Raw genomic sequence first — 19,606 nt, 5'->3', positions numbered from 1 at the left:
GTGCCGCCTTAAGGACCTCGCCCAGACGAGGAGACGGGAAATTGTCGAAGCGGCAGGAACGGTTCGAATGCCTGATGGAGCCCAGCAATACCTGGATGGTCTGGGATTCGGCGAACGGGCAGCCGGCGCAATATTTGCAGAACCATCTGACCGGTCTTCCTCGCGAGAAGGCGCTGCTCATGTGCCGCCTGTTGAATTCGATCGCCGCCGATGATCGGTTCAGGTCGCTTGCGTCCTGACCGTCAGAGCGAAGTTCCCTTCAAGGAAAATCTGGCGCTATCGATTCGATGGTCGGGCGCTGGCGTAAATTCCGCCGCGGCGGCGTCGCGGTCTCGTGTGCGCCCAGAAGAGGGCGTGCTCAGAAAGGCTCGTCGAACGTGACGATCGAGACTTCGCCCTCCAGCGCGCCCTGATAGGCCGACAGGTGCGGCTCGTCTTCCGGCTCGCCCTCCATCTCGCCGATCTGATCGAGTTCGGCTTCGGCGTAGCCCTCGGTCGCCAGGGCGTCCAGCGCCTTGCGGACCGCCGAATCGTCGTCGGGCGCGACCAGCATGACGTGCACCCCCTCGGGCGTGCCGCCCTTGCGCTTCCAGACCCGGCCCGTGATGATGGTCACCGGGTGTTCCGCGTCGTCCTGCGAGTTATCGTTCACCGGCTGATTCCTCCGATTCCCCATCGAGGCGTGGTCATCGGGCCTTTTCGCACGATTGACCGGACGGCGACAGGAAAAAGCGGGTTACTTTCTTCTGCGTCCTTGCGAGGCGGCGAAAGAATATTACATGCGTCGCGCGCATGGCAGCCGGCCGCCGGTTTCGTAGCAATATTTGGCGCGGCGGGCTTGACGCATTACGGGGTTGCGGGTAGAAGCCGCCTCGTCTGAGCCGATGTGAGGCTTTCGGTCCGGAACGACGCGTTCCGGAGTTTGCCTCAAACAGGGTTCGTTTTACGAGCGATTGACATTGCCGGCATGCATGAAGCGCCTGACGCTTCCTCTGCTTTTGTTCGGGCGGAACCGCAAGAAGGCGGTTTTTTGCCCGACTTCGCGCATGGCAATGGCGTTCAAAACGGGCTGGAAACGGCTCCCGACACGAGATTGAGATTGAGAAGGAAGGTTTAATGCCTACCGTTAACCAGCTGATCCGCAAGCCGCGTAAGGCGCCGGCGACGCGCAACAAGGTTCCGGCCATGCAGCAGAACCCGCAGAAGCGGGGCGTCTGCACGCGCGTCTACACCACGACGCCGAAGAAGCCGAACTCGGCGCTGCGCAAGGTCGCGAAGATTCGTCTGACCAATGGCTTCGAGGTGATCGGCTACATTCCGGGCGAGGGGCATAACCTCCAGGAGCACTCGGTGGTGATGATCCGTGGCGGTCGCGTCAAGGACCTTCCGGGTGTGCGCTACCACATCATCCGCGGCGTTCTCGACACCCAGGGCGTCAAGAACCGCAAGCAGCGCCGCTCCAAATACGGTGCCAAGCGTCCGAAGTAAGGGTTCCCCGGCTTCGGCGCTTTTTGTTTTGAAGCGTCGGGCCAGAGAGACAAGAGAGACAACGACATGTCCCGTCGCCACAGTGCAGAAAAGCGTGAGATCAACCCGGATCCGAAGTTCGGCGATCTGGTTATCACCAAGTTCATGAACGCCGTCATGTACGACGGCAAGAAGTCGGTCGCCGAGACCATCGTCTATGGCGCGCTCGACCAGGTGCAGTCCAAGACCAAGCAGGAGCCGGTCGCGGTCTTCCATCAGGCGCTCGACAATGTCGCGCCGCACGTTGAAGTCCGTTCGCGCCGCGTCGGTGGCGCCACCTATCAGGTGCCGGTCGATGTGCGTCCGGAGCGCCGCCAGGCCCTCGCGATCCGCTGGCTGATCTCGGCCGCGCGCAACCGCAACGAGACCACCATGGTCGACCGCCTCTCGGGCGAGCTGATGGACGCGGCCAACAACCGCGGCACCGCCGTCAAGAAGCGTGAAGACACCCACAAGATGGCAGAGGCCAACCGCGCTTTTGCGCATTACCGCTGGTAAAGCGCAGGCGAGACGAGAGAGGCATCCACCATGGCCCGCGAATATAAAATCGAAGACTACCGCAACTTCGGCATCATGGCGCATATCGACGCCGGCAAGACGACGACGACCGAGCGCGTGCTCTATTATACGGGCAAGTCGCACAAGATCGGCGAAGTCCACGACGGTGCCGCCACCATGGACTGGATGGAGCAGGAGCAGGAGCGCGGCATCACCATCACGTCCGCCGCCACCACGACCTTCTGGAAGGGTCGTGACGGCAAGATGCGCCGCTTCAACATCATCGACACCCCCGGCCACGTCGACTTCACCATCGAGGTGGAGCGCTCGCTGCGCGTGCTCGACGGCGCCATCGCGCTGCTCGACGCCAACGCCGGTGTCGAGCCGCAGACCGAGACGGTCTGGCGCCAGGCGGACAAGTACCACGTGCCGCGCATGATCTTCTGCAACAAGATGGACAAGATCGGCGCCGACTTCTACCGCTCGGTCGAGATGATCGGCTCGCGCCTCGGCGCGCAGGCCGTCGTCATGCAGCTGCCGATCGGCGCCGAAAGCGAGTTCGCCGGCGTCGTCGACCTGATCGAGATGAATGCGCTGGTATGGCGTGACGAGTCGCTGGGCGCCGCCTGGGACGTCGTCGAGATCCCTGCCGATCTCAAGGCAAGGGCCGAGGAATATCGCGAGAAGCTCATCGAGGCCGCCGTCGAGATGGACGACGACGCGATGAACAATTACCTCGAAGGCAATCTGCCCGACAACGATACGATCCGCGCCCTGATCCGCAAGGGCACGATCGCGGTGAAATTCTTCCCGATGTTCTGTGGCTCGGCCTTCAAGAACAAGGGCGTGCAGCCGCTGCTCGACGCCGTCGTCGACTTCCTGCCGTCGCCGGTCGACGTTCCTGCCATCAAGGGCGTGGACGCCAAGACCGACAAGGAAATCGAGCGTCATGCCGACGACAACGAGCCGCTGTCGATGCTGGCGTTCAAGATCATGAACGACCCCTTCGTCGGCTCGCTCACCTTCGCGCGCATCTACTCGGGCAAGCTCACCAAGGGTTCGTCCCTGGACAACACCGTGAAGGGCAAGAAGGAGCGCATCGGCCGTATGCTGCAGATGCATTCCAACTCCCGCGAAGACATCGAGGAAGCCTTTGCCGGCGATATCGTCGCGCTGGCCGGTCTCAAGGACACGACCACCGGCGACACGCTTTGCGATCCGGTGCATCCGGTGATCCTGGAGCGCATGGAGTTCCCCGACCCGGTCATCCAGATCGCGATCGAGCCGAAGACCAAGGGCGACCAGGAGAAGATGGGCCTCGCGCTGCATCGCCTCGCCGCCGAGGATCCGTCCTTCCGCGTCAAGACCGACGAGGAGTCCGGCCAGACGATCATCGCCGGCATGGGTGAGCTTCACCTCGACATCATCGTCGACCGCATGAAGCGCGAATTCAAGGTCGAGGCCAATATCGGCGCGCCGCAGGTGGCCTATCGCGAGACGATCACCCGCACGCACGAGCAGGACTACACCCACAAGAAGCAGACCGGCGGCACGGGCCAGTTCGCCCGCGTCAAGATCATCTTCGAGCCGAACACCGAGAGCGAAGAGTTCGTGTTCGAATCCAAGATCGTCGGCGGCGCGGTGCCGAAGGAATACATTCCGGGCGTCGAGAAGGGCATCGACAGCGTCATGGGGTCCGGTCCGTTCGCCGGCTTCCCGATGATCGGCGTCAAGGCGACGCTGATCGACGGCGCGTTCCACGATGTCGACTCTTCGGTCCTGGCGTTCGAAATCGCGTCCCGCGCGTGCTTCAAGGAAGCGGCGCCGAAGCTCGGTGTCCAGCTTCTCGAGCCGATCATGAAGGTCGAGGTCGTGACGCCGGAAGAATATGTCGGCAACGTCATCGGCGACCTGAACAGCCGCCGTGGCCAGATCCAGGGCCAGGAGACGCGCGGCGTCGCCGTCGTCGTCAACGCGATGGTGCCGCTCGCCAACATGTTCAAGTACGTCGACAATCTGCGTTCGATGTCGCAGGGCCGCGCCCAGTACACGATGCAGTTCGACCACTACGAGCCGGTGCCGACCGCGGTCGCCCAGGAAGTCCAGAAGAAATACGCGTAATTCTCCCGACAGGGTGGATGGTACGCCGGTAAACTGAATCAACGCCCGAACGGGCAGCAGGAAATGGAGACCTCACATGGCAAAAGGTAAATTCGAGCGTAATAAGCCTCATGTGAACATTGGCACGATTGGTCACGTTGACCACGGCAAGACGTCGCTGACGGCTGCGATCACGAAGTACTTCGGGGAGTTCAAGGCGTACGACCAGATCGACGCGGCTCCTGAGGAGAAGGCGCGCGGCATCACCATCTCGACGGCGCATGTGGAATACGAGACGCCTTCGCGTCACTATGCGCACGTCGACTGCCCCGGCCACGCCGACTATGTGAAGAACATGATCACCGGTGCTGCGCAGATGGACGGCGCGATCCTGGTGGTGTCGGCGGCCGACGGCCCGATGCCGCAGACGCGCGAGCACATCCTGTTGGCTCGCCAGGTCGGCGTCCCGGCGATCGTGGTGTTTTTGAACAAGGTCGACCAGGTCGACGATCCGGAGCTTCTGGAACTGGTCGAGCTCGAGGTTCGCGAGCTTCTGTCGAAGTACGAGTTCCCCGGCGACGACATTCCGATCGTCAAGGGCTCGGCGCTTGCCGCTCTCGAGGATTCGAACAAGGAGATCGGCGAGAACGCGATCCGCAAGCTGATGGAAGAGGTCGACGCCTACATCCCGACGCCGGAGCGTCCGATCGACATGCCGTTCCTGATGCCGATCGAGGACGTGTTCTCGATCTCGGGCCGCGGCACGGTGGTGACGGGTCGCGTCGAGCGCGGCGTGGTCAAGGTGGGTGAGGAACTCGAGATCGTCGGCATCCGCCCGACGACGAAGACGACGTGCACGGGCGTCGAGATGTTCCGCAAGCTGCTGGACCAGGGCCAGGCGGGCGACAACATCGGCGCGCTGCTGCGCGGCGTTGATCGTGAAGGTGTCGAGCGCGGCCAGGTCCTGGCCAAGCCGGGCTCGGTGAAGCCGCACAAGAAGTTCAAGGCCGAGGCCTACATCCTGACCAAGGACGAGGGCGGTCGCCACACGCCGTTCTTCACCAACTACCGTCCGCAGTTCTACTTCCGCACGACGGACGTGACGGGCATCGTGACGCTGCCGGCGGGCACGGAGATGGTGATGCCCGGCGACAACGTGACGGTCGACGTGGAACTGATCGTGCCGGTTGCCATGGAAGAGAAGCTGCGCTTCGCCATCCGTGAAGGCGGCCGCACCGTCGGCGCCGGCGTCGTCGCTTCCATCATCGAGTAAGCAAGAGCAAGAAGAGATCGATCTGTCGCGGGCGGGATTTCGCCCGCGCCGCGCCAGAACAAGGACATGACGAGATGAACGGTCAGAATATCCGCATCCGACTTAAAGCGTTCGATCACCGCGTGCTCGACGCTTCCACGCGGGAGATCGTCTCCACGGCCAAGCGCACCGGCGCGAACGTCCGTGGCCCGATTCCGCTGCCGACCCGGATCGAGAAGTTCACGGTCAACCGCTCGCCGCACATCGACAAGAAGAGCCGCGAGCAGTTCGAGATGCGCACCCACAAGCGTCTCCTCGACATTGTGGACCCGACCCCGCAGACGGTCGATGCGCTGATGAAGCTCGACCTGGCCGCCGGCGTGGACGTCGAGATCAAGCTCTAGGGCAAAACAACAGAAGGGGCGTGGCCCCGGAAAGCCCTGGAACAGGGAAACCTGGAAAAGACATGAGCCCGAGGGTCCGTCCCGGTGGCTCCTCTGAAGGAAGATGAACCGATGCGTTCAGGAGTGATTGCACAGAAGGTGGGCATGACCCGCATCTACAACGATGCCGGCGAGCATGTCCCCGTCACCGTTCTCCGCATGGAGAACTGCCAGGTCGTGGCTCAGCGCACGCAGGAGAAGAATGGCTACACGGCCGTTCAGCTCGGCGTTGGCCTGGCCAAGGTGAAGAACACGTCGAAGGCCATGCGCGGCCATTTCGCCACCGCCTCGGTCGAGCCGAAGGCGAAGCTGGCCGAGTTCCGCGTGTCGGAAGAGAACCTGCTCGAGGTCGGCGCCGAGATCACCGTCGAGCACTTCGTGCCCGGCCAGAAGGTCGACGTCACCGGCACTTCCACCGGCAAGGGCTTCCAGGGCGTCATGAAGCGCCACAATTTCGGCGGCGGTCGCGCCACCCACGGTAACTCGCTGTCGCACCGCATCGCCGGTTCGACCGGCCAGCGCCAGGACCCCGGCAAGGTGTTCAAGGGCAAGAAGATGGCCGGCCACATGGGCGCCGAGCGCGTCACCACGCAGAACGTCGAGGTCGTCTCCACCGATGCCGACCGCGGCCTGATTCTGATCCGCGGCGCCGTTCCCGGCACCAAGGGTGCCTGGATCCTGGTGCGCGACGCAGTCAAGAGCGCGCTTCCGGCCGATGCGCCGAAGCCTGCCGCGATCCGTGTCAAGGCTGCCGACAAGAACGAGGCCCCGGCCGCAGAAGCCCAGGTCAACGGGGGAGCTGAATAATGGACCTCAAGATCACCACCCTCGCGGGCAAGGACGCCGGCAAGGTGAAGCTCTCCGACGAGATCTTCGGCCTTGATCCGCGCGAGGACATCCTGCAGCGCGTCGTGCGCTGGCAGCTTGCCAAGAAGCAGCAGGGCACGCATCAGGCCAAGGGCCGCGCCGACATCGCGCGCACCGGCGCCAAGATGTACAAGCAGAAGGGCACCGGTCGCGCCCGTCACCATTCGGCTCGCGCCCCGCAGTTCCGCGGTGGTGGCAAGGCGCATGGCCCGGTCGTCCGCAGCCATGAGCACGATCTGCCGAAGAAGGTCCGCGCACTCGGCCTCAAGCACGCGCTGTCGGCCAAGGCTAAGGCGTCGTCGATCATCGTGATCGACGAGTTGAAGCTGGCCGAGGCGAAGACCAAGGCGCTGGTCGCCAATCTCGCCGCGCTCGGCCTGACCAACGCGCTGGTGATTGGCGGCGCCGAGCTCGACCAGGGCTTCAAGAAGGCGGCGGCCAACATCCCGAACATCGATGTCCTGCCGATCCAGGGCATCAACGTCTACGACATCCTGCGCCGCGGCACGCTGGTCCTTTCCAAGGCGGCGATCGAGGCCCTCGAGGAGCGCTTCAAATGACCGACCTTCGTCATTACGACGTGATCGTCTCGCCGGCGATCACCGAAAAGTCGACCATGGCGTCCGAGCAGAACCAGGTGGTCTTCAACGTCGCCAAGAAGGCGTCGAAGCCGGAGATCAAGGCTGCTGTCGAGTCGCTGTTCAACGTAAAGGTCACGGCCGTCAACACGCTGGTCCGCAAGGGCAAGGTGAAGCGGTTCCGCGGCACGGTCGGCCGTCAGGGCGACGTCAAGAAGGCAGTCGTGACTTTGGCCGACGGCCATTCGATCGACGTCGCGACGGGTCTCTAAGGGTCGCGAGGATAGAACAATGGCACTGAAGAAATTCAATCCCGTAACGCCGAGCACCCGCCAGCTGGTCATCGTCGACCGCTCGGGCCTCTACAAGGGCAAGCCCGTCAAGGGCCTGACCGAGGGCCTGACCAAGTCCGGTGGTCGCAACAACTACGGTCGCATCACCGCGCGCTTCATCGGCGGCGGTCACAAGCGTTCGTACCGCATCATCGACTTCAAGCGTCGCAAGTTCGACGTGGTCGGCACGGTCGAGCGTCTCGAATACGATCCGAACCGGACGGCCTTCATCGCCCTGATCAAGTACGAGGACGGTGAGCTGAACTACATCATCGCGCCGCAGCGTTTGCAGGCGGGCGACAAGGTGGTGGCCGGCGCCTCGGTCGACGTGAAGCCCGGCAATGCGATGCCGCTGTCGGCGATGCCGGTCGGAACGATCGTGCACAATATCGAACTGAAGCCCGGCAAGGGCGGCCAGGTCGCGCGTTCCGCGGGCGCTTACGCGCAGCTTGTCGGTCGCGATCAGGGCATGGCGATCCTGCGCCTCAACTCCGGTGAGCAGCGCATCGTGCATGGTTCGTGCTTCGCGACCGTCGGCGCCGTGTCGAACCCCGACCACGGCAACATCAACGACGGCAAGGCCGGCCGCACCGTCTGGCGCGGCAAGCGTCCGCACAATCGCGGCGTCGTGATGAACCCGGTCGATCACCCGCACGGCGGCGGCGAGGGCCGTACCTCCGGCGGTCGCCATCCGGTGACCCCGTGGGGCAAGCCGACGAAGGGCAAGCGCACGCGCTCCAACAAGTCGACCGACAAATTCATCGTGCGCTCGCGCCACGCGCGCAAGAGCTAAGAAGAGGTAGCTGAAAGTGACCCGTTCAGTTTGGAAAGGCCCCTTCATCGACGGCTATCTGCTCAAGAAGGCAGACAAGGTCCGGGAAGGTGGTCGCAACGAGGTGATCAAGATGTGGAGCCGCCGCTCCACCATCCTGCCGCAGTTCGTCGGCCTCACCTTCGGTGTCTATAACGGCCAGAAGCACGTCCCGGTCTCCGTGAACGAGGACATGGTCGGCCACAAGTTCGGTGAGTTCGCTCCGACCCGTACCTATTACGGCCACGGCGCGGACAAGAAGGCGAAGAGGAAGTAACGATGGGCAAGGCCAAAGCTCCGCGCAGGCTTGCTGACAACGAGGCGCGTGCGGTCCTCCGTACGATCCGCGTCAGCCCGCAGAAGCTGAACCTGGTTGCCGCGCTGATCCGCGGCAAGAAGGTGGCGGCTGCGCTCAACGATCTGGAGTTCTCGCGCAAGCGCATCTCCGAGACCGTCAAGAAGACGCTGGAATCGGCGATCGCCAATGCCGAGAACAACCACGACCTCGATGTCGACTCGCTGATCGTGGCCGAGGCCTATGTCGGCAAGTCCATCGTCATGAAGCGTTTCCACGCTCGTGGCCGTGGTCGCGCCAGCCGCATCGAGAAGCCGTTTTCGCACCTCACGATCGTCGTTCGTGAGGTCGAGGAAAAAGGGGAGGCCGCATAATGGGCCAGAAGATCAATCCGATCGGGTTCCGTCTCGGCATCAACCGCACCTGGGATTCGCGCTGGTACGCGAACACCGGCGAGTACGGCAAGCTGCTGCACGAGGACCTGAAGATCCGCGAGTATCTTGAGAAGGAGCTGAAGCAGGCCGCCATCTCCAAGATCGTGATCGAGCGTCCTCACAAGAAGTGCCGCGTCACCATCCACGCGGCGCGTCCGGGCCTCATCATCGGAAAGAAGGGCGCCGACATCGAGAAGCTTCGCAGGAAGCTGACCGAGATGACGAAGTCGGAGACGCACCTGAACATCGTCGAGGTGCGGAAGCCGGAGATCGATGCGACGCTGGTCGCACAGTCGATCGCCCAGCAGCTCGAGCGCCGCATCGCCTTCCGTCGTGCCATGAAGCGCGCCGTGCAGTCGGCCATGCGTCTCGGCGCCGAGGGCATCCGCATCAACTGCTCCGGCCGTCTCGGCGGTGCCGAAATCGCGCGCATGGAGTGGTACCGAGAGGGCCGGGTGCCGCTGCACACGCTGCGCGCCGACGTCGACTACGGAACGGCCGAGGCGCAGACCGCCTATGGCATCTGCGGCGTCAAGGTCTGGGTCTTCAAGGGTGAAATCCTCGAGCACGATCCGATGGCTTCGGAACGTCGCGCCACCGAGGGCGATCACTCGCATGGCGGCGAGCGCTCTGGCGCCCGCCGTCGCGAGAACGCCTGAGACATATGAGAATTTGGAGCAAGTAAGATGCTGCAGCCAAAGCGCACAAAGTTCCGCAAGCAGTTCAAGGGCCGTATCCACGGCGTCGCCAAGGGCGGCACCAACCTGGATTTCGGTGGCTACGGGCTGAAGGCGCTGGAGCCGAACCGCGTCACGGCGCGTGAGATCGAGGCGGCCCGCCGCGCGATCACCCGCGAGATGAAGCGCGCCGGTCGCGTTTGGATCCGCGTGTTCCCGGACGTTCCGGTGACCGCAAAGCCGACCGAAGTCCGCATGGGCAAGGGCAAGGGCGCGATCGACTACTGGGCCTGCCGCGTCAAGCCCGGCCGCATCATGTTCGAGATCGACGGCGTCTCCGAGGAGATTGCCCGCGAGGCGCTGCGCCTGGGCGCCGCCAAGCTCTCGGTGCGGACCCGCTTCGTGCAGCGCATCGCGGAATAAGGAAGCTGACCATGAAATCCGAAGAACTCCGTACGAAGACGCAGGATCAGCTCGCCGACGACCTCGCCGCGCTGAAGAAGGAACAGTTCAACCTGCGCTTCCAGAAGGCCACGGGCCAGCTCGAGAAGACGGCGCGCGTCAAGCAGGTTCGCCGCGACATCGCGCGCATCAAGACCATCGCCGCCGAAAAATCGGCCGGCAAGAAGGCATAAGGACGAAGATCATGCCAAAGCGCATTCTGCAGGGCACCGTCGTCAGCGACAAGAACGAGAAGACGGTTGTCGTCAAGGTCGAGCGTCGCTTCACCCATCCGGTGATGAAGAAGACCGTGCGCATGTCGAAGAAGTACAAGGCTCACGACGAAGACAATGCCCACAAGGTCGGCGACACGGTGTTCATCCAGGAATCGGCTCCGATTTCCAGGGACAAGCGCTGGGTCGTGCTGACGGACGCCCAGGCCGAGCAGATCGAAGCCAAGGCGTGAACCGGATTTTGGACAGACCGGGGAGGGGCGAGGCCTCTCCCGATAGAGAAGAAGAAGGCGGCCAGTCATGATTCAGATGCAAACTAACCTGGACGTTGCCGATAATTCCGGCGCGCGCCGTGTCATGTGCATCAAGGTGCTGGGCGGCTCGAAGCGGAAATACGCCTCCGTCGGCGACATCATCGTGGTGTCGATCAAGGAAGCCATTCCGCGCGGCCGCGTGAAGAAGGGCGACGTGATGAAGGCGGTTGTCGTGCGTACCGCCAAGGATATCCGCCGCCCCGACGGCAGCGTGATCCGTTTCGACAAGAACGCGGCCGTTCTCGTCGACAACAAGAAAGAGCCGGTGGGCACGCGTATCTTCGGCCCGGTTCCGCGCGAGCTTCGCGCCAAGAACCACATGAAGATCATCTCGCTTGCGCCCGAAGTGCTGTAAGGAACCGGAAAAATGCAGAAGATCCGTAAAGGCGACAAGGTCGTCGTGCTTTCCGGCAAGGACAAGGGCCGCTCCGGCGAAGTCCTGTCCGTGCAGCCGAAGGAAGACACCGCGCTCGTGCGCGGCATCAACATGATCGTCCGCCATCAGCGCCAGTCCCAGACGCAGGAAGGCGGGCTGATCCGCAAGGAAGCGCCGATCCATCTTTCGAACATCGCACTGGCCGACCCCAAGGACGGCAAGCCGACCCGTGTCGGCTTCAAGTTCGAGAAGGACGGCAAGAAGGTGCGCTTTGCCAAGCGCTCGGGAGAAACGATCAATGGCTAAGGCAGCACAGGCACAAGCCAACAACACGCCGCGCCTGAAGAAGGTCTACAACGAGACCATCAAGAAGGCGCTGCAGGAAGAGTTCAAGTACGACAACGAGATGCAGATTCCGCGCATCGAGAAGATCGTGCTGAACATGGGCGTCGGCGAGGCCACGGGCGATTCCAAGAAGCCTTCGGTCGCCGCCGAGGATCTGGCGCTGATCGCCGGCCAGAAGGCCGTCGTCACCCGCGCGCGCAAGTCGATCGCCACCTTCAAGGTGCGCGAAGGCATGCCGATCGGCACCAAGGTGACGCTGCGCCAGGAGCGCATGTACGAGTTCCTCGACCGCCTGGTCAACATCGCGCTGCCGCGCGTTCGCGACTTCCGCGGCCTGAACCCGAAGAGCTTCGATGGCCGTGGCAACTATGCCATGGGCATCAAGGAACACATCGTGTTCCCGGAGATCAACTACGACAAGGTCGATCAGATCTGGGGCATGGACATCGTCGTTTGTACGACTGCCAAGACGGATGACGAGGCGAGAGCGCTGCTCAAGGCCTTCAACTTCCCCTTCCGGCAGTAACGGCAGCGAACAAAGGAAAAACCTGATATGGCAAAGACCAGCTCAGTCGAGAAGAACAACCGGCGGCGCAAGCTCGTCGACCAGTACGCCGCCAAGCGCGCCGCGCTCAAAGCCATCGTCATGGACCAGTCCAAGCCGATGGACGAGCGTTTCCGCGCTCAGCTCAAGCTTTCGGCTCTGCCGCGCAATTCGGCCAAGAACCGCATCCGCAACCGTTGCGAGGTCACCGGTCGTCCGCGCGCGTTCTACCGCAAGCTCGGGCTGTCGCGTATCGCGCTGCGTGAACTGGGCAACACCGGCCAGATCCCCGGCCTGGTCAAGTCGAGCTGGTAAGGAGGACATGAGATGTCACTGAGCGATCCTCTCGGCGATATGCTGACCCGCATCCGCAACGCCTATGGCCGCAAGAAGTCGACCGTTTCGACCCCGGCCTCGCGTCTGCGTGCCCGCGTGCTCGAAGTTCTGAAGTCGGAAGGCTATATCCGCGATTACAGCCAGACCGATTTCGACAACGGCAAGTCCGAGCTTTCGATCGAGCTGAAGTATTTCGACGGTAACCCGGTGGTGCGCGAGATTTCCCGCGTGTCGAAGCCTGGCCGCCGCGTCTATGTTTCGGCGAAGTCCATTCCCAACGTGGCCAACGGCCTCGGTATCGCCATCCTTTCGACGCCGAAGGGCGTGATGGCCGATCACGAAGCGCGCGAGCAGAACGTGGGTGGCGAAGTCCTCTGCCAGATTTTCTAAGGTCCGGCAGATTTCCGAACTGAAAGAGTGAGGAGACGACAATGTCTCGTATTGGAAAGAAACCCGTACCGGTGCCCCAGGGCGTGACCGCCACGGTCGATGGCCAGACGGTGACCGCCAAGGGACCGAAGGGCGAACTGAAGTTCGTCGTCAACGACGAGGTTCTGGTCAAGCTGGACGATGGCGAAATCGCCGTCGCGCCGCGCGATCAGTCCAAGGCGGCCCGCTCCAAGTGGGGCATGTCGCGCACCCAGATCGTCAATATCCTGACGGGCGTGAAGGACGGCTTCGAGAAGAAGCTCGAGATCACCGGCGTCGGCTATCGCGCTGCCATGCAGGGCAAGGACCTGCAGCTCGCGCTCGGCTTCTCGCACGACGTGGTCTACAAGGCCCCGGCCGGCATCACCATTGCCGTGGCGAAGCCGACCGAGATCAGCGTCTCCGGCATCGACAAGCAGCAGGTCGGCCAGGTGGCCGCCGAGATCCGCGAATTCCGCGGCCCCGAGCCCTACAAGGGCAAGGGCGTGCGCTATGCCGGCGAGCGTATCGTGCGCAAGGAAGGCAAGAAGAAGTAATTTAGGGCAATAAGGCAGTAGGGCATTAAGGCAATAAGTTTGGGCAACATATTGCCCTACAACTCAACGCCACGGGGCATCGCCGCGGGAGCCAGGCTACCGCACAGGGCAATCCCCGGTTTATGAAGGCAGGAAGAAGACCATGGCAGACAAGCAAGCCGTTCAGCGCCGTTCGTCGCGCATTCGCCGTCAGATCAAGGCCGTCGCCAACGGCCGTCCGCGGCTTTCGGTTCACCGCACCTCGAAGAATATCTACGTGCAGGTGATCGACGACGCCAAGGGTCACACGATCGCGGCGGCCTCGACGCTGGAGAAGGATTTCAAGGCCGGCAAGAAGACCGGCGCCGACATTGCCGCCGCCGCTGCCGTCGGCAAGCTGGTTGCCGAGCGCGCCGTCAAAGCCGGTGTCAAGGACGTCGTGTTCGACCGTGGCCCATATATCTATCATGGCCGCGTCAAGGCGCTGGCCGATGCCGCGCGCGAGGGCGGCCTGAACTTCTAAAGTCGCCAATGGGCGAACCGCGGCAAAAAAGTTGCTGACTTTTTTGCCTGGATCGTTCACAGGAGACCCGATTTCGCCGCCGGCGACCCCGACAAGGGGCGTCGGCATTTCAGCAACCCGTGCTTCCGGAAAAGAATAAGGACAGGATATGGCACAGGAACGTAGGGATGGCGGCCGTGGCCGCGATCGCGAAGAGCGCGATGACGGCATCGTCGACAAGCTCGTACACATCAACCGCGTCGCCAAGGTGGTGAAGGGCGGCCGTCGCTTCGGCTTCGCCGCGCTGGTCGTCGTCGGCGACCAGAAGGGCCGCGTCGGCTTCGGCCACGGCAAGGCGCGCGAAGTGCCTGAGGCGATCCGCAAGGCGACCGAGTCCGCCAAGCGCGACATGATCTTCGTGCCGCTGCGCTCCGGCCGTACGCTGCACCATGACGTCGAGGGCCGTCACGGTGCCGGGCGCGTGCTTCTGCGCACCGCCAAGGCCGGTACCGGCATCATCGCCGGCGGTCCGATGCGCGCCGTCTTCGAGACGCTCGGCATGCACGACGTCGTCGCCAAGTCGATGGGCTCGTCGAACCCCTACAACATGGTTCGCGCCACCTTCGACGCGCTGAAGCGCCAGATGCATCCGAAGGATGTGGCTGCCGCGCGCGGCATCAAGTATTCGACCCTCCAGGCGCGTCGCGGCTCGGCCGTGACGGCCGAGGAATAAGCGGGCAGAAGGGACCACGACAATGGCCAAGAAAGCTGCCAAGACCATCACCGTCGAGCAGATCGGTTCGCCGATCCGCCGGCCGAAGGAACAGCGCGCGACGCTGATCGGCCTCGGGCTCAACAAGATGCACCGCAAGCGCACGCTGGAGGATACTCCTTCGGTGCGTGGCATGATCGCCACCGTCCAGCATCTCGTCCGCGTCGTGGACGAGGCCTGAGCGAGCGCAGGAGAAGATCGATGAAACTCAACGAACTGAGTGACAAGGACGGCGCCACCAAGGCCCGCAAGCGTCTCGGCCGCGGTATCGGCTCGGGTTCCGGCAAGACCGGCGGTCGCGGCGTCAAGGGCCAGAAATCCCGGTCGGGCGTGGCCATCAACGGCTTCGAGGGCGGTCAGATGCCGCTCTACCGTCGCCTGCCGAAGCGCGGCTTCAAGAACATCTTCGCGAAGGAGTTCGTGACGGTGTCGCTGGCTCGCGTTCAGGCTGCGATCGACGCCAAGAAGCTCGACGCCAAGGAAACGGTGAACGCCGAGACGCTTCTCAAGGCCGGTGTGATCCGCCGCGCCAAGGACGGCGTGCGTGTGCTCTCCGACGGCGACCTCAAGGCGAAGATCGCCTTCGACGTCGCCGGCGCCTCCAAGGCCGCGATCGAGAAGATCGAGAAGGCCGGCGGCTCGGTGAAGCTGCCCGAGAAGGCCGCCGCTGAATAGAGACAGGGCAGGGCGCTAGCGCTCACACCTTCCTGTGACTGAGCGGCCGCGTCATTGCGGCCGCTTGCATATTTGGGACTCCAAGCTTATTTCGGTCTCGCGCGTTGCCTGTCCCGAAGGCTCCCCGAGCGCGACCCTGCGGAGAAATCAGGCATGGCTTCGGCTGCTGAACAACTAGCCTCCAATCTCAATTTCGCGGCCTTCGCCAAGGCGGAAGACCTCAAGAAGCGCATCTGGTTCACGGTCGGCGCCTTGCTCGTCTACCGGCTGGGCACCTATATCCCGCTGCCAGGCATCGACCCGCAGGCGTTTGCCCATGCCTTCAACTCGCAGTCGCGGGGTGTGCTGGGCATGTTCAATATGTTCGCCGGCGGTGCTGTCCAGCGCATGGCGATCTTCGCGCTGGGCATCATGCCCTACATCTCCGCTTCCATCATCATGCAGTTGATGACGTCGGTGATCCCCTCGCTGGAATCGCTGAAGAAGGAGGGCGAACAGGGCCGCAAGATCATCAACCAGTATACCCGCTACGGCACGGTGCTGCTGGCGCTGGTGCAGGCCTACGGTATCTCGATCGGGCTGGAGAACGGCAACGGCATCGTCACCAACCCCGGCATTTTCTTCCAACTGTCGACGGTCGTGTCGCTGGTCGGCGGCACCATGTTCCTGATGTGGCTGGGCGAGCAGATCACCGCCCGCGGCATCGGTAACGGCATTTCGCTGATCATCTTCGCCGGCATCGTCGCCGGCCTGCCGCGCGCCATTTCCGGCACGCTTGAGCTGGGTCGCACCGGCGCGCTGTCGACGGGAATCATCCTCGCCATCATCGTGCTCGCCATCGTGGTGATCGCGTTGATCGTGTTCTTCGAGCGCGCGCAGCGCCGCCTGCTGATCCAGTATCCCAAGCGTCAGGTCGGCAACCGCATGTTCCAGGGCGATACCTCGCACCTGCCGCTGAAGCTCAACACCTCCGGCGTCATTCCGCCGATCTTCGCGTCGTCGCTTCTGCTCCTGCCGGCGACCGTGGCCGGCTTCTCCAACACGACGAACATGCCGGGCTGGGCAAGCGCCATCCTGGCGTCGCTCGGGCACGGCCAGCCGCTCTATATGATCTTCTATGGCGCGATGATCGTGTTCTTCACGTTCTTCTACACCGCCATCGTCTTCAATCCGAAGGAGACGGCCGACCAGCTCAAGAAGCATTCCGGCTTCATTCCCGGTTATCGACCCGGCGAGCGGACCGCCGAATACATCGACTATGTCCTGACGCGTATCACCCTGGTCGGCGCCATCTATCTCGTCGCCGTCTGCCTGCTGCCGGAGTTCCTGATCTCGGCCACTGGCGTACCGTTCTACCTTGGTGGTACTTCGCTTCTGATCGTTGTCAGTGTAACCCTCGATACCGTCGCCCAGATCCAGGGCCACTTGATCGCGCATCAATATGAAGGCCTGATCAAGAAGTCGAAGCTGCGCGGGGGGAAGAGGGGTAGATGAGACTGATATTGCTTGGTCCGCCGGGGGCGGGCAAAGGAACGCAGGCGCAGCGCCTCGTCGAGAAATATGGCATCCCGCAGCTCTCCACGGGAGACATGCTGCGCGCCGCGGTCAAGGCGGAAACGCCTGTCGGCCTCAAGGCCAAGGCGGTGATGGATGCCGGCGAACTTGTGTCGGACGCCATCGTCAACGCCATTGTCGCCGAGCGCATCGACCAGGCGGACTGCGCGGGCGGTTTCATCCTCGACGGATATCCGCGCACGCTGGCGCAGGCGGATGCGGTCGAGTCCATGCTTGCTGAACGCGACCTCGGGCTGGATGCGGTGATCGAGCTGGTGGTGGACGACAGGGCGCTGGTCGGGCGTATCGTCAAGCGTGCCGAGGAAGCGGCGGCCGCCGGCCAGCCTGTACGCAAGGACGACAACCCGACCGTGTTCGAGGAGCGGTTGCGCGAATATTACAAAAAGACCGCGCCGCTGATCGGTTACTATTACGCCAAGGGTATGCTCAAGGGCGTCGACGGCATGGACGACATCGACGGTGTGACCCGGCAGATCGAGGACCTGCTTTCAGGTTCCGAACGAAAAGTCGCCGCCCGCACTTGACGAACCGGCCGCCTTGGCGTATGGCGGCCCGTCTCCCTATCAGGCATGGTGCTTGCTTGTCCGCGAGGACGAGCAGGTCGCTTTGAATAAGGAACACCCGCAAGGGCCGGCCTCCACCGGACGCGGGATAGTGAAGAGCGCCGGTCTTCCCTTGTTTTGCAAGGTTGGACGGCCCATATGGAGAAGAGAGAAAATGGCTCGTATAGCCGGCGTCAATATTCCGACCAATAAGCGCGTTGTCATCGCGCTCCAGTACATTCACGGCATCGGCAAGAAGTTTGCCCAGGAGATCGTCGACAAGGTCGGCATCCCCGTCGACCGTCGCGTCAACCAGCTCACCGACGCCGAGGTTCTGGCGATCCGCGAAACCATCGACCGCGACTATCAGGTCGAAGGCGACCTGCGTCGCGAAGTTTCGATGAACATCAAGCGGCTGATGGATCTGGGCTGCTATCGCGGCCTGCGTCACCGCCGCTCGCTGCCGGTTCGCGGCCAGCGCACCCACACCAACGCCCGCACCCGCAAGGGGCCGGCCAAGGCGATCGCCGGCAAGAAGAAGTAATTGGCGGCAGTCGCCAATCGGCAATGGGCAGTCGGGTTTTCCGATTGCCGACTGCCTACTCCCGACTGCCTCCCCAAGGTGTAGCCGCTGGAATTACGGCGGCGTAGAGATCGACTGAAAGGAAAGACATGGCCAAGGAAGCCACACGTGTTCGCCGCCGCGAACGCAAGAATATCTCGTCGGGCACCGCCCACGTCAATTCGACTTTCAACAACACGATGATCACCATCACCGACGCGCAGGGCAACGCCATTGCCTGGTCGTCGGCCGGCGCCCAGGGCTTCAAGGGGTCGCGCAAGTCGACCCCGTTCGCCGCCCAGATGGCCGCCGAGGACGCCGCCAAGAAGGCGCAGGAGCACGGCATGCGTACCCTCGAGGTCGAGGTATGCGGCCCCGGTTCCGGCCGCGAGTCGGCGCTTCGCGCCCTGCAGGCGGCGGGCTTCATGATCACCTCGATCCGTGACGTGACGCCGATCCCGCACAATGGCTGCCGCCCGCGCAAGAAGCGCCGCGTCTAAAGCACTACTGAACCCCATCGAAGCGCCCGCACATCGCAGGCGCTTCGGTGGTTTTCCAGGTCGCCCGCCACGATTGGATGGTGGCGGGGAAACGGAAGGAAGATTTGCATGATCCAGAAAAACTGGCAGGAACTGATCAAGCCGAACAAGATCGAGTTCTCGTCGAAGGGCAAGACGCTGACCACGCTGGTCGCGGAGCCGCTGGAGCGTGGCTTCGGTCTCACGCTCGGCAACGCGCTGCGCCGCGTCCTGCTGTCTTCGCTGCGCGGCGCCGCCGTCACCGCGGTGCAGATCGACGGCGTTCTGCACGAGTTCTCCTCGATCGCCGGCGTGCGTGAGGACGTCACCGACATCGTCCTCAACATCAAGGAAATCGCCATCAAGATGGAAGGCGACGGCCCCAAGCGCATGGTTGTGCGCAAGCAGGGTCCGGGCGCCGTCACCGCCGGCGACATCCAGACCGTGGGTGATGTCGAGATCCTCAATCCCGACCATGTCATCTGCACGCTGGACGAAGGTGCTGAGATCCGCATGGAGTTCACCGTCGACACCGGCAAGGGTTATGTCCCGGCCGAGCGCAATCGTGCCGAGGACGCGCCGATCGGCCTGATCCCGGTCGATTCGCTCTACTCGCCGGTCAAGAAGGTGTCCTACAAGGTCGAAAACACCCGTGAGGGCCAGGTTCTCGACTACGACAAGCTGACCATGACCATCGAGACGGACGGCTCGGTGACGGGCGAGGACGCGGTGGCCTTCGCCGCTCGCATCCTGCAGGACCAGCTCGGACTCTTCGTCAATTTCGAGGAGCCGCAGAAGGCCCAGGCCGAAGAGCAGGCCACCGAACTGGCCTTCAACCCGGCGCTGCTCAAGAAGGTCGACGAACTGGAACTGTCGGTCCGTTCGGCCAACTGCCTGAAGAACGACAACATCGTCTATATCGGCGACCTGATCCAGAAGACCGAGGCGGAGATGCTGCGCACCCCGAACTTCGGCCGCAAGTCGCTGAACGAGATCAAGGAAGTGCTCGCCGCCATGGGCCTGCATCTCGGCATGGAAGTGCCGGACTGGCCGCCGGAGAACATCGAAGACCTCGCGAAGCGTTACGAAGACCAGTATTGAGCATGAATTCCA

Annotated in this window: 32 protein-coding genes; 31 read left to right on the top strand and 1 reads right to left on the bottom strand. The window is 63.1% G+C overall.

Features of this window, described 5'->3' with window-relative positions; translation table 11 throughout:
• Nucleotides 1-41: 41 nt before the first annotated feature.
• Nucleotides 42-239 carry a hypothetical protein gene (locus tag ABMA46_RS11990; RefSeq protein ID WP_348999596.1) on the top strand — a complete coding sequence of 66 codons (198 nt, stop codon included), beginning with the start codon at nucleotides 42-44 and terminating at the stop codon, nucleotides 237-239.
• Between the two features lie 119 nt (nucleotides 240-358).
• Here the strand turns inward: ABMA46_RS11990 and ABMA46_RS11985 are convergent, their stop codons facing one another.
• The gene (locus tag ABMA46_RS11985; protein ID WP_348999594.1) at nucleotides 359-652 is read right to left on the bottom strand and encodes a transcriptional regulator; all 294 of its coding nucleotides are present in this window, start codon (nucleotides 650-652) and stop codon (nucleotides 359-361) included.
• A 464-nt stretch (nucleotides 653-1,116) separates the two neighbouring features.
• Between ABMA46_RS11985 and rpsL the strand changes: the two genes are divergently transcribed.
• The 30 genes from rpsL to ABMA46_RS11835 all read left to right on the top strand — a co-directional run bounded on the left by rpsL (nucleotide 1,117) and on the right by ABMA46_RS11835 (nucleotide 19,594).
• Complete coding sequence (gene rpsL, locus ABMA46_RS11980) at nucleotides 1,117-1,488, top strand: 30S ribosomal protein S12 (protein WP_348999593.1); 372 nt, start codon at nucleotides 1,117-1,119, stop codon at nucleotides 1,486-1,488.
• 66 nt (nucleotides 1,489-1,554) lie between these two features.
• Nucleotides 1,555-2,025 (top strand): 30S ribosomal protein S7, encoded by a 471-nt coding sequence (rpsG, locus tag ABMA46_RS11975; protein ID WP_348999591.1) that lies wholly within the window; start codon nucleotides 1,555-1,557, stop codon nucleotides 2,023-2,025.
• Nucleotides 2,026-2,055: 30 nt separating this feature from the next.
• On the top strand, nucleotides 2,056-4,146 hold the full coding sequence (fusA, locus tag ABMA46_RS11970) for an elongation factor G (RefSeq protein WP_348999589.1): 2,091 nt from the start codon (nucleotides 2,056-2,058) through the stop codon (nucleotides 4,144-4,146).
• A 76-nt stretch (nucleotides 4,147-4,222) separates the two neighbouring features.
• Nucleotides 4,223-5,398 carry an elongation factor Tu gene (gene tuf, locus ABMA46_RS11965; RefSeq protein WP_348999588.1) on the top strand — a complete coding sequence of 392 codons (1,176 nt, stop codon included), beginning with the start codon at nucleotides 4,223-4,225 and terminating at the stop codon, nucleotides 5,396-5,398.
• 74 nt (nucleotides 5,399-5,472) lie between these two features.
• Complete coding sequence (gene rpsJ, locus ABMA46_RS11960; RefSeq protein ID WP_007066362.1) at nucleotides 5,473-5,781, top strand: 30S ribosomal protein S10; 309 nt, start codon at nucleotides 5,473-5,475, stop codon at nucleotides 5,779-5,781.
• A 111-nt stretch (nucleotides 5,782-5,892) separates the two neighbouring features.
• The gene (rplC, locus tag ABMA46_RS11955; protein WP_348999586.1) at nucleotides 5,893-6,627 is read left to right on the top strand and encodes a 50S ribosomal protein L3; all 735 of its coding nucleotides are present in this window, start codon (nucleotides 5,893-5,895) and stop codon (nucleotides 6,625-6,627) included.
• On the top strand, nucleotides 6,627-7,247 hold the full coding sequence (rplD, locus tag ABMA46_RS11950) for a 50S ribosomal protein L4 (RefSeq protein ID WP_348999584.1): 621 nt from the start codon (nucleotides 6,627-6,629) through the stop codon (nucleotides 7,245-7,247). Before rplC ends, rplD begins: the two co-directional genes overlap by 1 nt.
• Nucleotides 7,244-7,537: a 50S ribosomal protein L23 gene (locus ABMA46_RS11945; RefSeq protein WP_348999582.1), complete on the top strand. Its 294-nt coding sequence runs from the start codon at nucleotides 7,244-7,246 to the stop codon at nucleotides 7,535-7,537. Before rplD ends, ABMA46_RS11945 begins: the two co-directional genes overlap by 4 nt.
• 19 nt (nucleotides 7,538-7,556) lie before the next feature.
• Complete coding sequence (gene rplB, locus ABMA46_RS11940; RefSeq protein WP_348999580.1) at nucleotides 7,557-8,390, top strand: 50S ribosomal protein L2; 834 nt, start codon at nucleotides 7,557-7,559, stop codon at nucleotides 8,388-8,390.
• Nucleotides 8,391-8,406: 16 nt separating this feature from the next.
• Nucleotides 8,407-8,685, top strand: coding sequence for a 30S ribosomal protein S19 (gene rpsS / locus ABMA46_RS11935; protein WP_035032279.1), 279 nt, complete (start codon nucleotides 8,407-8,409; stop codon nucleotides 8,683-8,685).
• A gap of 2 nt (nucleotides 8,686-8,687) precedes the next feature.
• Nucleotides 8,688-9,077 (top strand): 50S ribosomal protein L22, encoded by a 390-nt coding sequence (rplV, locus tag ABMA46_RS11930; RefSeq protein ID WP_348999579.1) that lies wholly within the window; start codon nucleotides 8,688-8,690, stop codon nucleotides 9,075-9,077.
• Nucleotides 9,077-9,796, top strand: a complete 720-nt coding sequence (rpsC, locus tag ABMA46_RS11925; RefSeq protein WP_348999577.1) for a 30S ribosomal protein S3 — start codon at nucleotides 9,077-9,079, stop codon at nucleotides 9,794-9,796. Before rplV ends, rpsC begins: the two co-directional genes overlap by 1 nt.
• A 27-nt stretch (nucleotides 9,797-9,823) precedes the next feature.
• On the top strand, nucleotides 9,824-10,237 hold the full coding sequence (gene rplP / locus ABMA46_RS11920) for a 50S ribosomal protein L16 (protein ID WP_348999575.1): 414 nt from the start codon (nucleotides 9,824-9,826) through the stop codon (nucleotides 10,235-10,237).
• A gap of 11 nt (nucleotides 10,238-10,248) precedes the next feature.
• On the top strand, nucleotides 10,249-10,449 hold the full coding sequence (rpmC, locus tag ABMA46_RS11915; protein WP_348999574.1) for a 50S ribosomal protein L29: 201 nt from the start codon (nucleotides 10,249-10,251) through the stop codon (nucleotides 10,447-10,449).
• A gap of 11 nt (nucleotides 10,450-10,460) precedes the next feature.
• Nucleotides 10,461-10,721 carry a 30S ribosomal protein S17 gene (gene rpsQ / locus ABMA46_RS11910; RefSeq protein ID WP_348999573.1) on the top strand — a complete coding sequence of 87 codons (261 nt, stop codon included), beginning with the start codon at nucleotides 10,461-10,463 and terminating at the stop codon, nucleotides 10,719-10,721.
• A gap of 67 nt (nucleotides 10,722-10,788) precedes the next feature.
• The gene (gene rplN, locus ABMA46_RS11905) at nucleotides 10,789-11,157 is read left to right on the top strand and encodes a 50S ribosomal protein L14 (protein WP_024924768.1); all 369 of its coding nucleotides are present in this window, start codon (nucleotides 10,789-10,791) and stop codon (nucleotides 11,155-11,157) included.
• 12 nt (nucleotides 11,158-11,169) lie between these two features.
• Nucleotides 11,170-11,484, top strand: a complete 315-nt coding sequence (rplX, locus tag ABMA46_RS11900) for a 50S ribosomal protein L24 (RefSeq protein ID WP_348999571.1) — start codon at nucleotides 11,170-11,172, stop codon at nucleotides 11,482-11,484.
• A complete protein-coding gene (gene rplE / locus ABMA46_RS11895; protein WP_348999570.1) occupies nucleotides 11,477-12,049 on the top strand; it encodes a 50S ribosomal protein L5 in 573 nt (190 codons plus the stop codon). Before rplX ends, rplE begins: the two co-directional genes overlap by 8 nt.
• A 27-nt stretch (nucleotides 12,050-12,076) precedes the next feature.
• Nucleotides 12,077-12,382 carry a 30S ribosomal protein S14 gene (gene rpsN / locus ABMA46_RS11890; RefSeq protein ID WP_348999569.1) on the top strand — a complete coding sequence of 102 codons (306 nt, stop codon included), beginning with the start codon at nucleotides 12,077-12,079 and terminating at the stop codon, nucleotides 12,380-12,382.
• Between the two features lie 12 nt (nucleotides 12,383-12,394).
• Nucleotides 12,395-12,793: a 30S ribosomal protein S8 gene (gene rpsH / locus ABMA46_RS11885; protein WP_348999568.1), complete on the top strand. Its 399-nt coding sequence runs from the start codon at nucleotides 12,395-12,397 to the stop codon at nucleotides 12,791-12,793.
• 41 nt (nucleotides 12,794-12,834) lie between these two features.
• Complete coding sequence (gene rplF, locus ABMA46_RS11880; protein WP_348999567.1) at nucleotides 12,835-13,368, top strand: 50S ribosomal protein L6; 534 nt, start codon at nucleotides 12,835-12,837, stop codon at nucleotides 13,366-13,368.
• A 142-nt stretch (nucleotides 13,369-13,510) separates the two neighbouring features.
• Nucleotides 13,511-13,870 (top strand): 50S ribosomal protein L18, encoded by a 360-nt coding sequence (rplR, locus tag ABMA46_RS11875; RefSeq protein WP_348999566.1) that lies wholly within the window; start codon nucleotides 13,511-13,513, stop codon nucleotides 13,868-13,870.
• Nucleotides 13,871-14,018: 148 nt separating this feature from the next.
• Nucleotides 14,019-14,582 carry a 30S ribosomal protein S5 gene (rpsE, locus tag ABMA46_RS11870; protein WP_348999565.1) on the top strand — a complete coding sequence of 188 codons (564 nt, stop codon included), beginning with the start codon at nucleotides 14,019-14,021 and terminating at the stop codon, nucleotides 14,580-14,582.
• 22 nt (nucleotides 14,583-14,604) lie between these two features.
• Nucleotides 14,605-14,802 carry a 50S ribosomal protein L30 gene (rpmD, locus tag ABMA46_RS11865; RefSeq protein WP_348999564.1) on the top strand — a complete coding sequence of 66 codons (198 nt, stop codon included), beginning with the start codon at nucleotides 14,605-14,607 and terminating at the stop codon, nucleotides 14,800-14,802.
• A gap of 20 nt (nucleotides 14,803-14,822) precedes the next feature.
• Complete coding sequence (gene rplO, locus ABMA46_RS11860; RefSeq protein WP_348999562.1) at nucleotides 14,823-15,296, top strand: 50S ribosomal protein L15; 474 nt, start codon at nucleotides 14,823-14,825, stop codon at nucleotides 15,294-15,296.
• 153 nt (nucleotides 15,297-15,449) lie between these two features.
• Nucleotides 15,450-16,790 carry a preprotein translocase subunit SecY gene (gene secY / locus ABMA46_RS11855; RefSeq protein ID WP_348999561.1) on the top strand — a complete coding sequence of 447 codons (1,341 nt, stop codon included), beginning with the start codon at nucleotides 15,450-15,452 and terminating at the stop codon, nucleotides 16,788-16,790.
• Nucleotides 16,787-17,395, top strand: a complete 609-nt coding sequence (locus ABMA46_RS11850) for an adenylate kinase (RefSeq protein ID WP_348999559.1) — start codon at nucleotides 16,787-16,789, stop codon at nucleotides 17,393-17,395. Before secY ends, ABMA46_RS11850 begins: the two co-directional genes overlap by 4 nt.
• 193 nt (nucleotides 17,396-17,588) lie before the next feature.
• Nucleotides 17,589-17,957 carry a 30S ribosomal protein S13 gene (gene rpsM, locus ABMA46_RS11845; RefSeq protein WP_348999557.1) on the top strand — a complete coding sequence of 123 codons (369 nt, stop codon included), beginning with the start codon at nucleotides 17,589-17,591 and terminating at the stop codon, nucleotides 17,955-17,957.
• Between the two features lie 128 nt (nucleotides 17,958-18,085).
• Nucleotides 18,086-18,475 (top strand): 30S ribosomal protein S11, encoded by a 390-nt coding sequence (rpsK, locus tag ABMA46_RS11840; RefSeq protein WP_348999555.1) that lies wholly within the window; start codon nucleotides 18,086-18,088, stop codon nucleotides 18,473-18,475.
• Between the two features lie 108 nt (nucleotides 18,476-18,583).
• A complete protein-coding gene (locus tag ABMA46_RS11835) occupies nucleotides 18,584-19,594 on the top strand; it encodes a DNA-directed RNA polymerase subunit alpha (RefSeq protein WP_348999554.1) in 1,011 nt (336 codons plus the stop codon).
• Nucleotides 19,595-19,606: the final 12 nt, after the last annotated feature.

This window comes from Mesorhizobium hunchu, from assembly GCF_040081975.1.
Classification (GTDB): Bacteria; Pseudomonadota; Alphaproteobacteria; order Rhizobiales; family Rhizobiaceae; genus Mesorhizobium; species Mesorhizobium hunchu.
The sequence above is the reverse complement of the archived record's forward strand: the minus strand, read 5'-3'. Positions and strand labels throughout refer to the sequence as shown.

What these genes read in the sequence shown, in the direction of transcription:
- rplR (WP_348999566.1), top strand. Translation starts at nt 13,511, where the DNA reads ATGGCAGACAAGCAAGCCGTTCAGCGCCGTTCGTCGCGCATTCGCCGT.
- rplE (WP_348999570.1), top strand. Translation starts at nt 11,477, where the DNA reads ATGGCTAAGGCAGCACAGGCACAAGCCAACAACACGCCGCGCCTGAAG.
- ABMA46_RS11850 (WP_348999559.1), top strand. Translation starts at nt 16,787, where the DNA reads ATGAGACTGATATTGCTTGGTCCGCCGGGGGCGGGCAAAGGAACGCAG.
- rplV (WP_348999579.1), top strand. Translation starts at nt 8,688, where the DNA reads ATGGGCAAGGCCAAAGCTCCGCGCAGGCTTGCTGACAACGAGGCGCGT.
- rpsQ (WP_348999573.1), top strand. Translation starts at nt 10,461, where the DNA reads ATGCCAAAGCGCATTCTGCAGGGCACCGTCGTCAGCGACAAGAACGAG.
- rpsK (WP_348999555.1), top strand. Translation starts at nt 18,086, where the DNA reads ATGGCCAAGGAAGCCACACGTGTTCGCCGCCGCGAACGCAAGAATATC.
- rplX (WP_348999571.1), top strand. Translation starts at nt 11,170, where the DNA reads ATGCAGAAGATCCGTAAAGGCGACAAGGTCGTCGTGCTTTCCGGCAAG.
- ABMA46_RS11945 (WP_348999582.1), top strand. Translation starts at nt 7,244, where the DNA reads ATGACCGACCTTCGTCATTACGACGTGATCGTCTCGCCGGCGATCACC.
- rplB (WP_348999580.1), top strand. Translation starts at nt 7,557, where the DNA reads ATGGCACTGAAGAAATTCAATCCCGTAACGCCGAGCACCCGCCAGCTG.
- rpsE (WP_348999565.1), top strand. Translation starts at nt 14,019, where the DNA reads ATGGCACAGGAACGTAGGGATGGCGGCCGTGGCCGCGATCGCGAAGAG.
- rpmC (WP_348999574.1), top strand. Translation starts at nt 10,249, where the DNA reads ATGAAATCCGAAGAACTCCGTACGAAGACGCAGGATCAGCTCGCCGAC.
- rplO (WP_348999562.1), top strand. Translation starts at nt 14,823, where the DNA reads ATGAAACTCAACGAACTGAGTGACAAGGACGGCGCCACCAAGGCCCGC.
- rpsN (WP_348999569.1), top strand. Translation starts at nt 12,077, where the DNA reads ATGGCAAAGACCAGCTCAGTCGAGAAGAACAACCGGCGGCGCAAGCTC.
- rpsG (WP_348999591.1), top strand. Translation starts at nt 1,555, where the DNA reads ATGTCCCGTCGCCACAGTGCAGAAAAGCGTGAGATCAACCCGGATCCG.
- rpsH (WP_348999568.1), top strand. Translation starts at nt 12,395, where the DNA reads ATGTCACTGAGCGATCCTCTCGGCGATATGCTGACCCGCATCCGCAAC.
- tuf (WP_348999588.1), top strand. Translation starts at nt 4,223, where the DNA reads ATGGCAAAAGGTAAATTCGAGCGTAATAAGCCTCATGTGAACATTGGC.
- rpmD (WP_348999564.1), top strand. Translation starts at nt 14,605, where the DNA reads ATGGCCAAGAAAGCTGCCAAGACCATCACCGTCGAGCAGATCGGTTCG.
- rpsJ (WP_007066362.1), top strand. Translation starts at nt 5,473, where the DNA reads ATGAACGGTCAGAATATCCGCATCCGACTTAAAGCGTTCGATCACCGC.
- rplF (WP_348999567.1), top strand. Translation starts at nt 12,835, where the DNA reads ATGTCTCGTATTGGAAAGAAACCCGTACCGGTGCCCCAGGGCGTGACC.
- fusA (WP_348999589.1), top strand. Translation starts at nt 2,056, where the DNA reads ATGGCCCGCGAATATAAAATCGAAGACTACCGCAACTTCGGCATCATG.
- rpsL (WP_348999593.1), top strand. Translation starts at nt 1,117, where the DNA reads ATGCCTACCGTTAACCAGCTGATCCGCAAGCCGCGTAAGGCGCCGGCG.
- rplN (WP_024924768.1), top strand. Translation starts at nt 10,789, where the DNA reads ATGATTCAGATGCAAACTAACCTGGACGTTGCCGATAATTCCGGCGCG.
- rpsC (WP_348999577.1), top strand. Translation starts at nt 9,077, where the DNA reads ATGGGCCAGAAGATCAATCCGATCGGGTTCCGTCTCGGCATCAACCGC.
- rplD (WP_348999584.1), top strand. Translation starts at nt 6,627, where the DNA reads ATGGACCTCAAGATCACCACCCTCGCGGGCAAGGACGCCGGCAAGGTG.
- ABMA46_RS11835 (WP_348999554.1), top strand. Translation starts at nt 18,584, where the DNA reads ATGATCCAGAAAAACTGGCAGGAACTGATCAAGCCGAACAAGATCGAG.
- rpsM (WP_348999557.1), top strand. Translation starts at nt 17,589, where the DNA reads ATGGCTCGTATAGCCGGCGTCAATATTCCGACCAATAAGCGCGTTGTC.
- rplC (WP_348999586.1), top strand. Translation starts at nt 5,893, where the DNA reads ATGCGTTCAGGAGTGATTGCACAGAAGGTGGGCATGACCCGCATCTAC.
- secY (WP_348999561.1), top strand. Translation starts at nt 15,450, where the DNA reads ATGGCTTCGGCTGCTGAACAACTAGCCTCCAATCTCAATTTCGCGGCC.
- rplP (WP_348999575.1), top strand. Translation starts at nt 9,824, where the DNA reads ATGCTGCAGCCAAAGCGCACAAAGTTCCGCAAGCAGTTCAAGGGCCGT.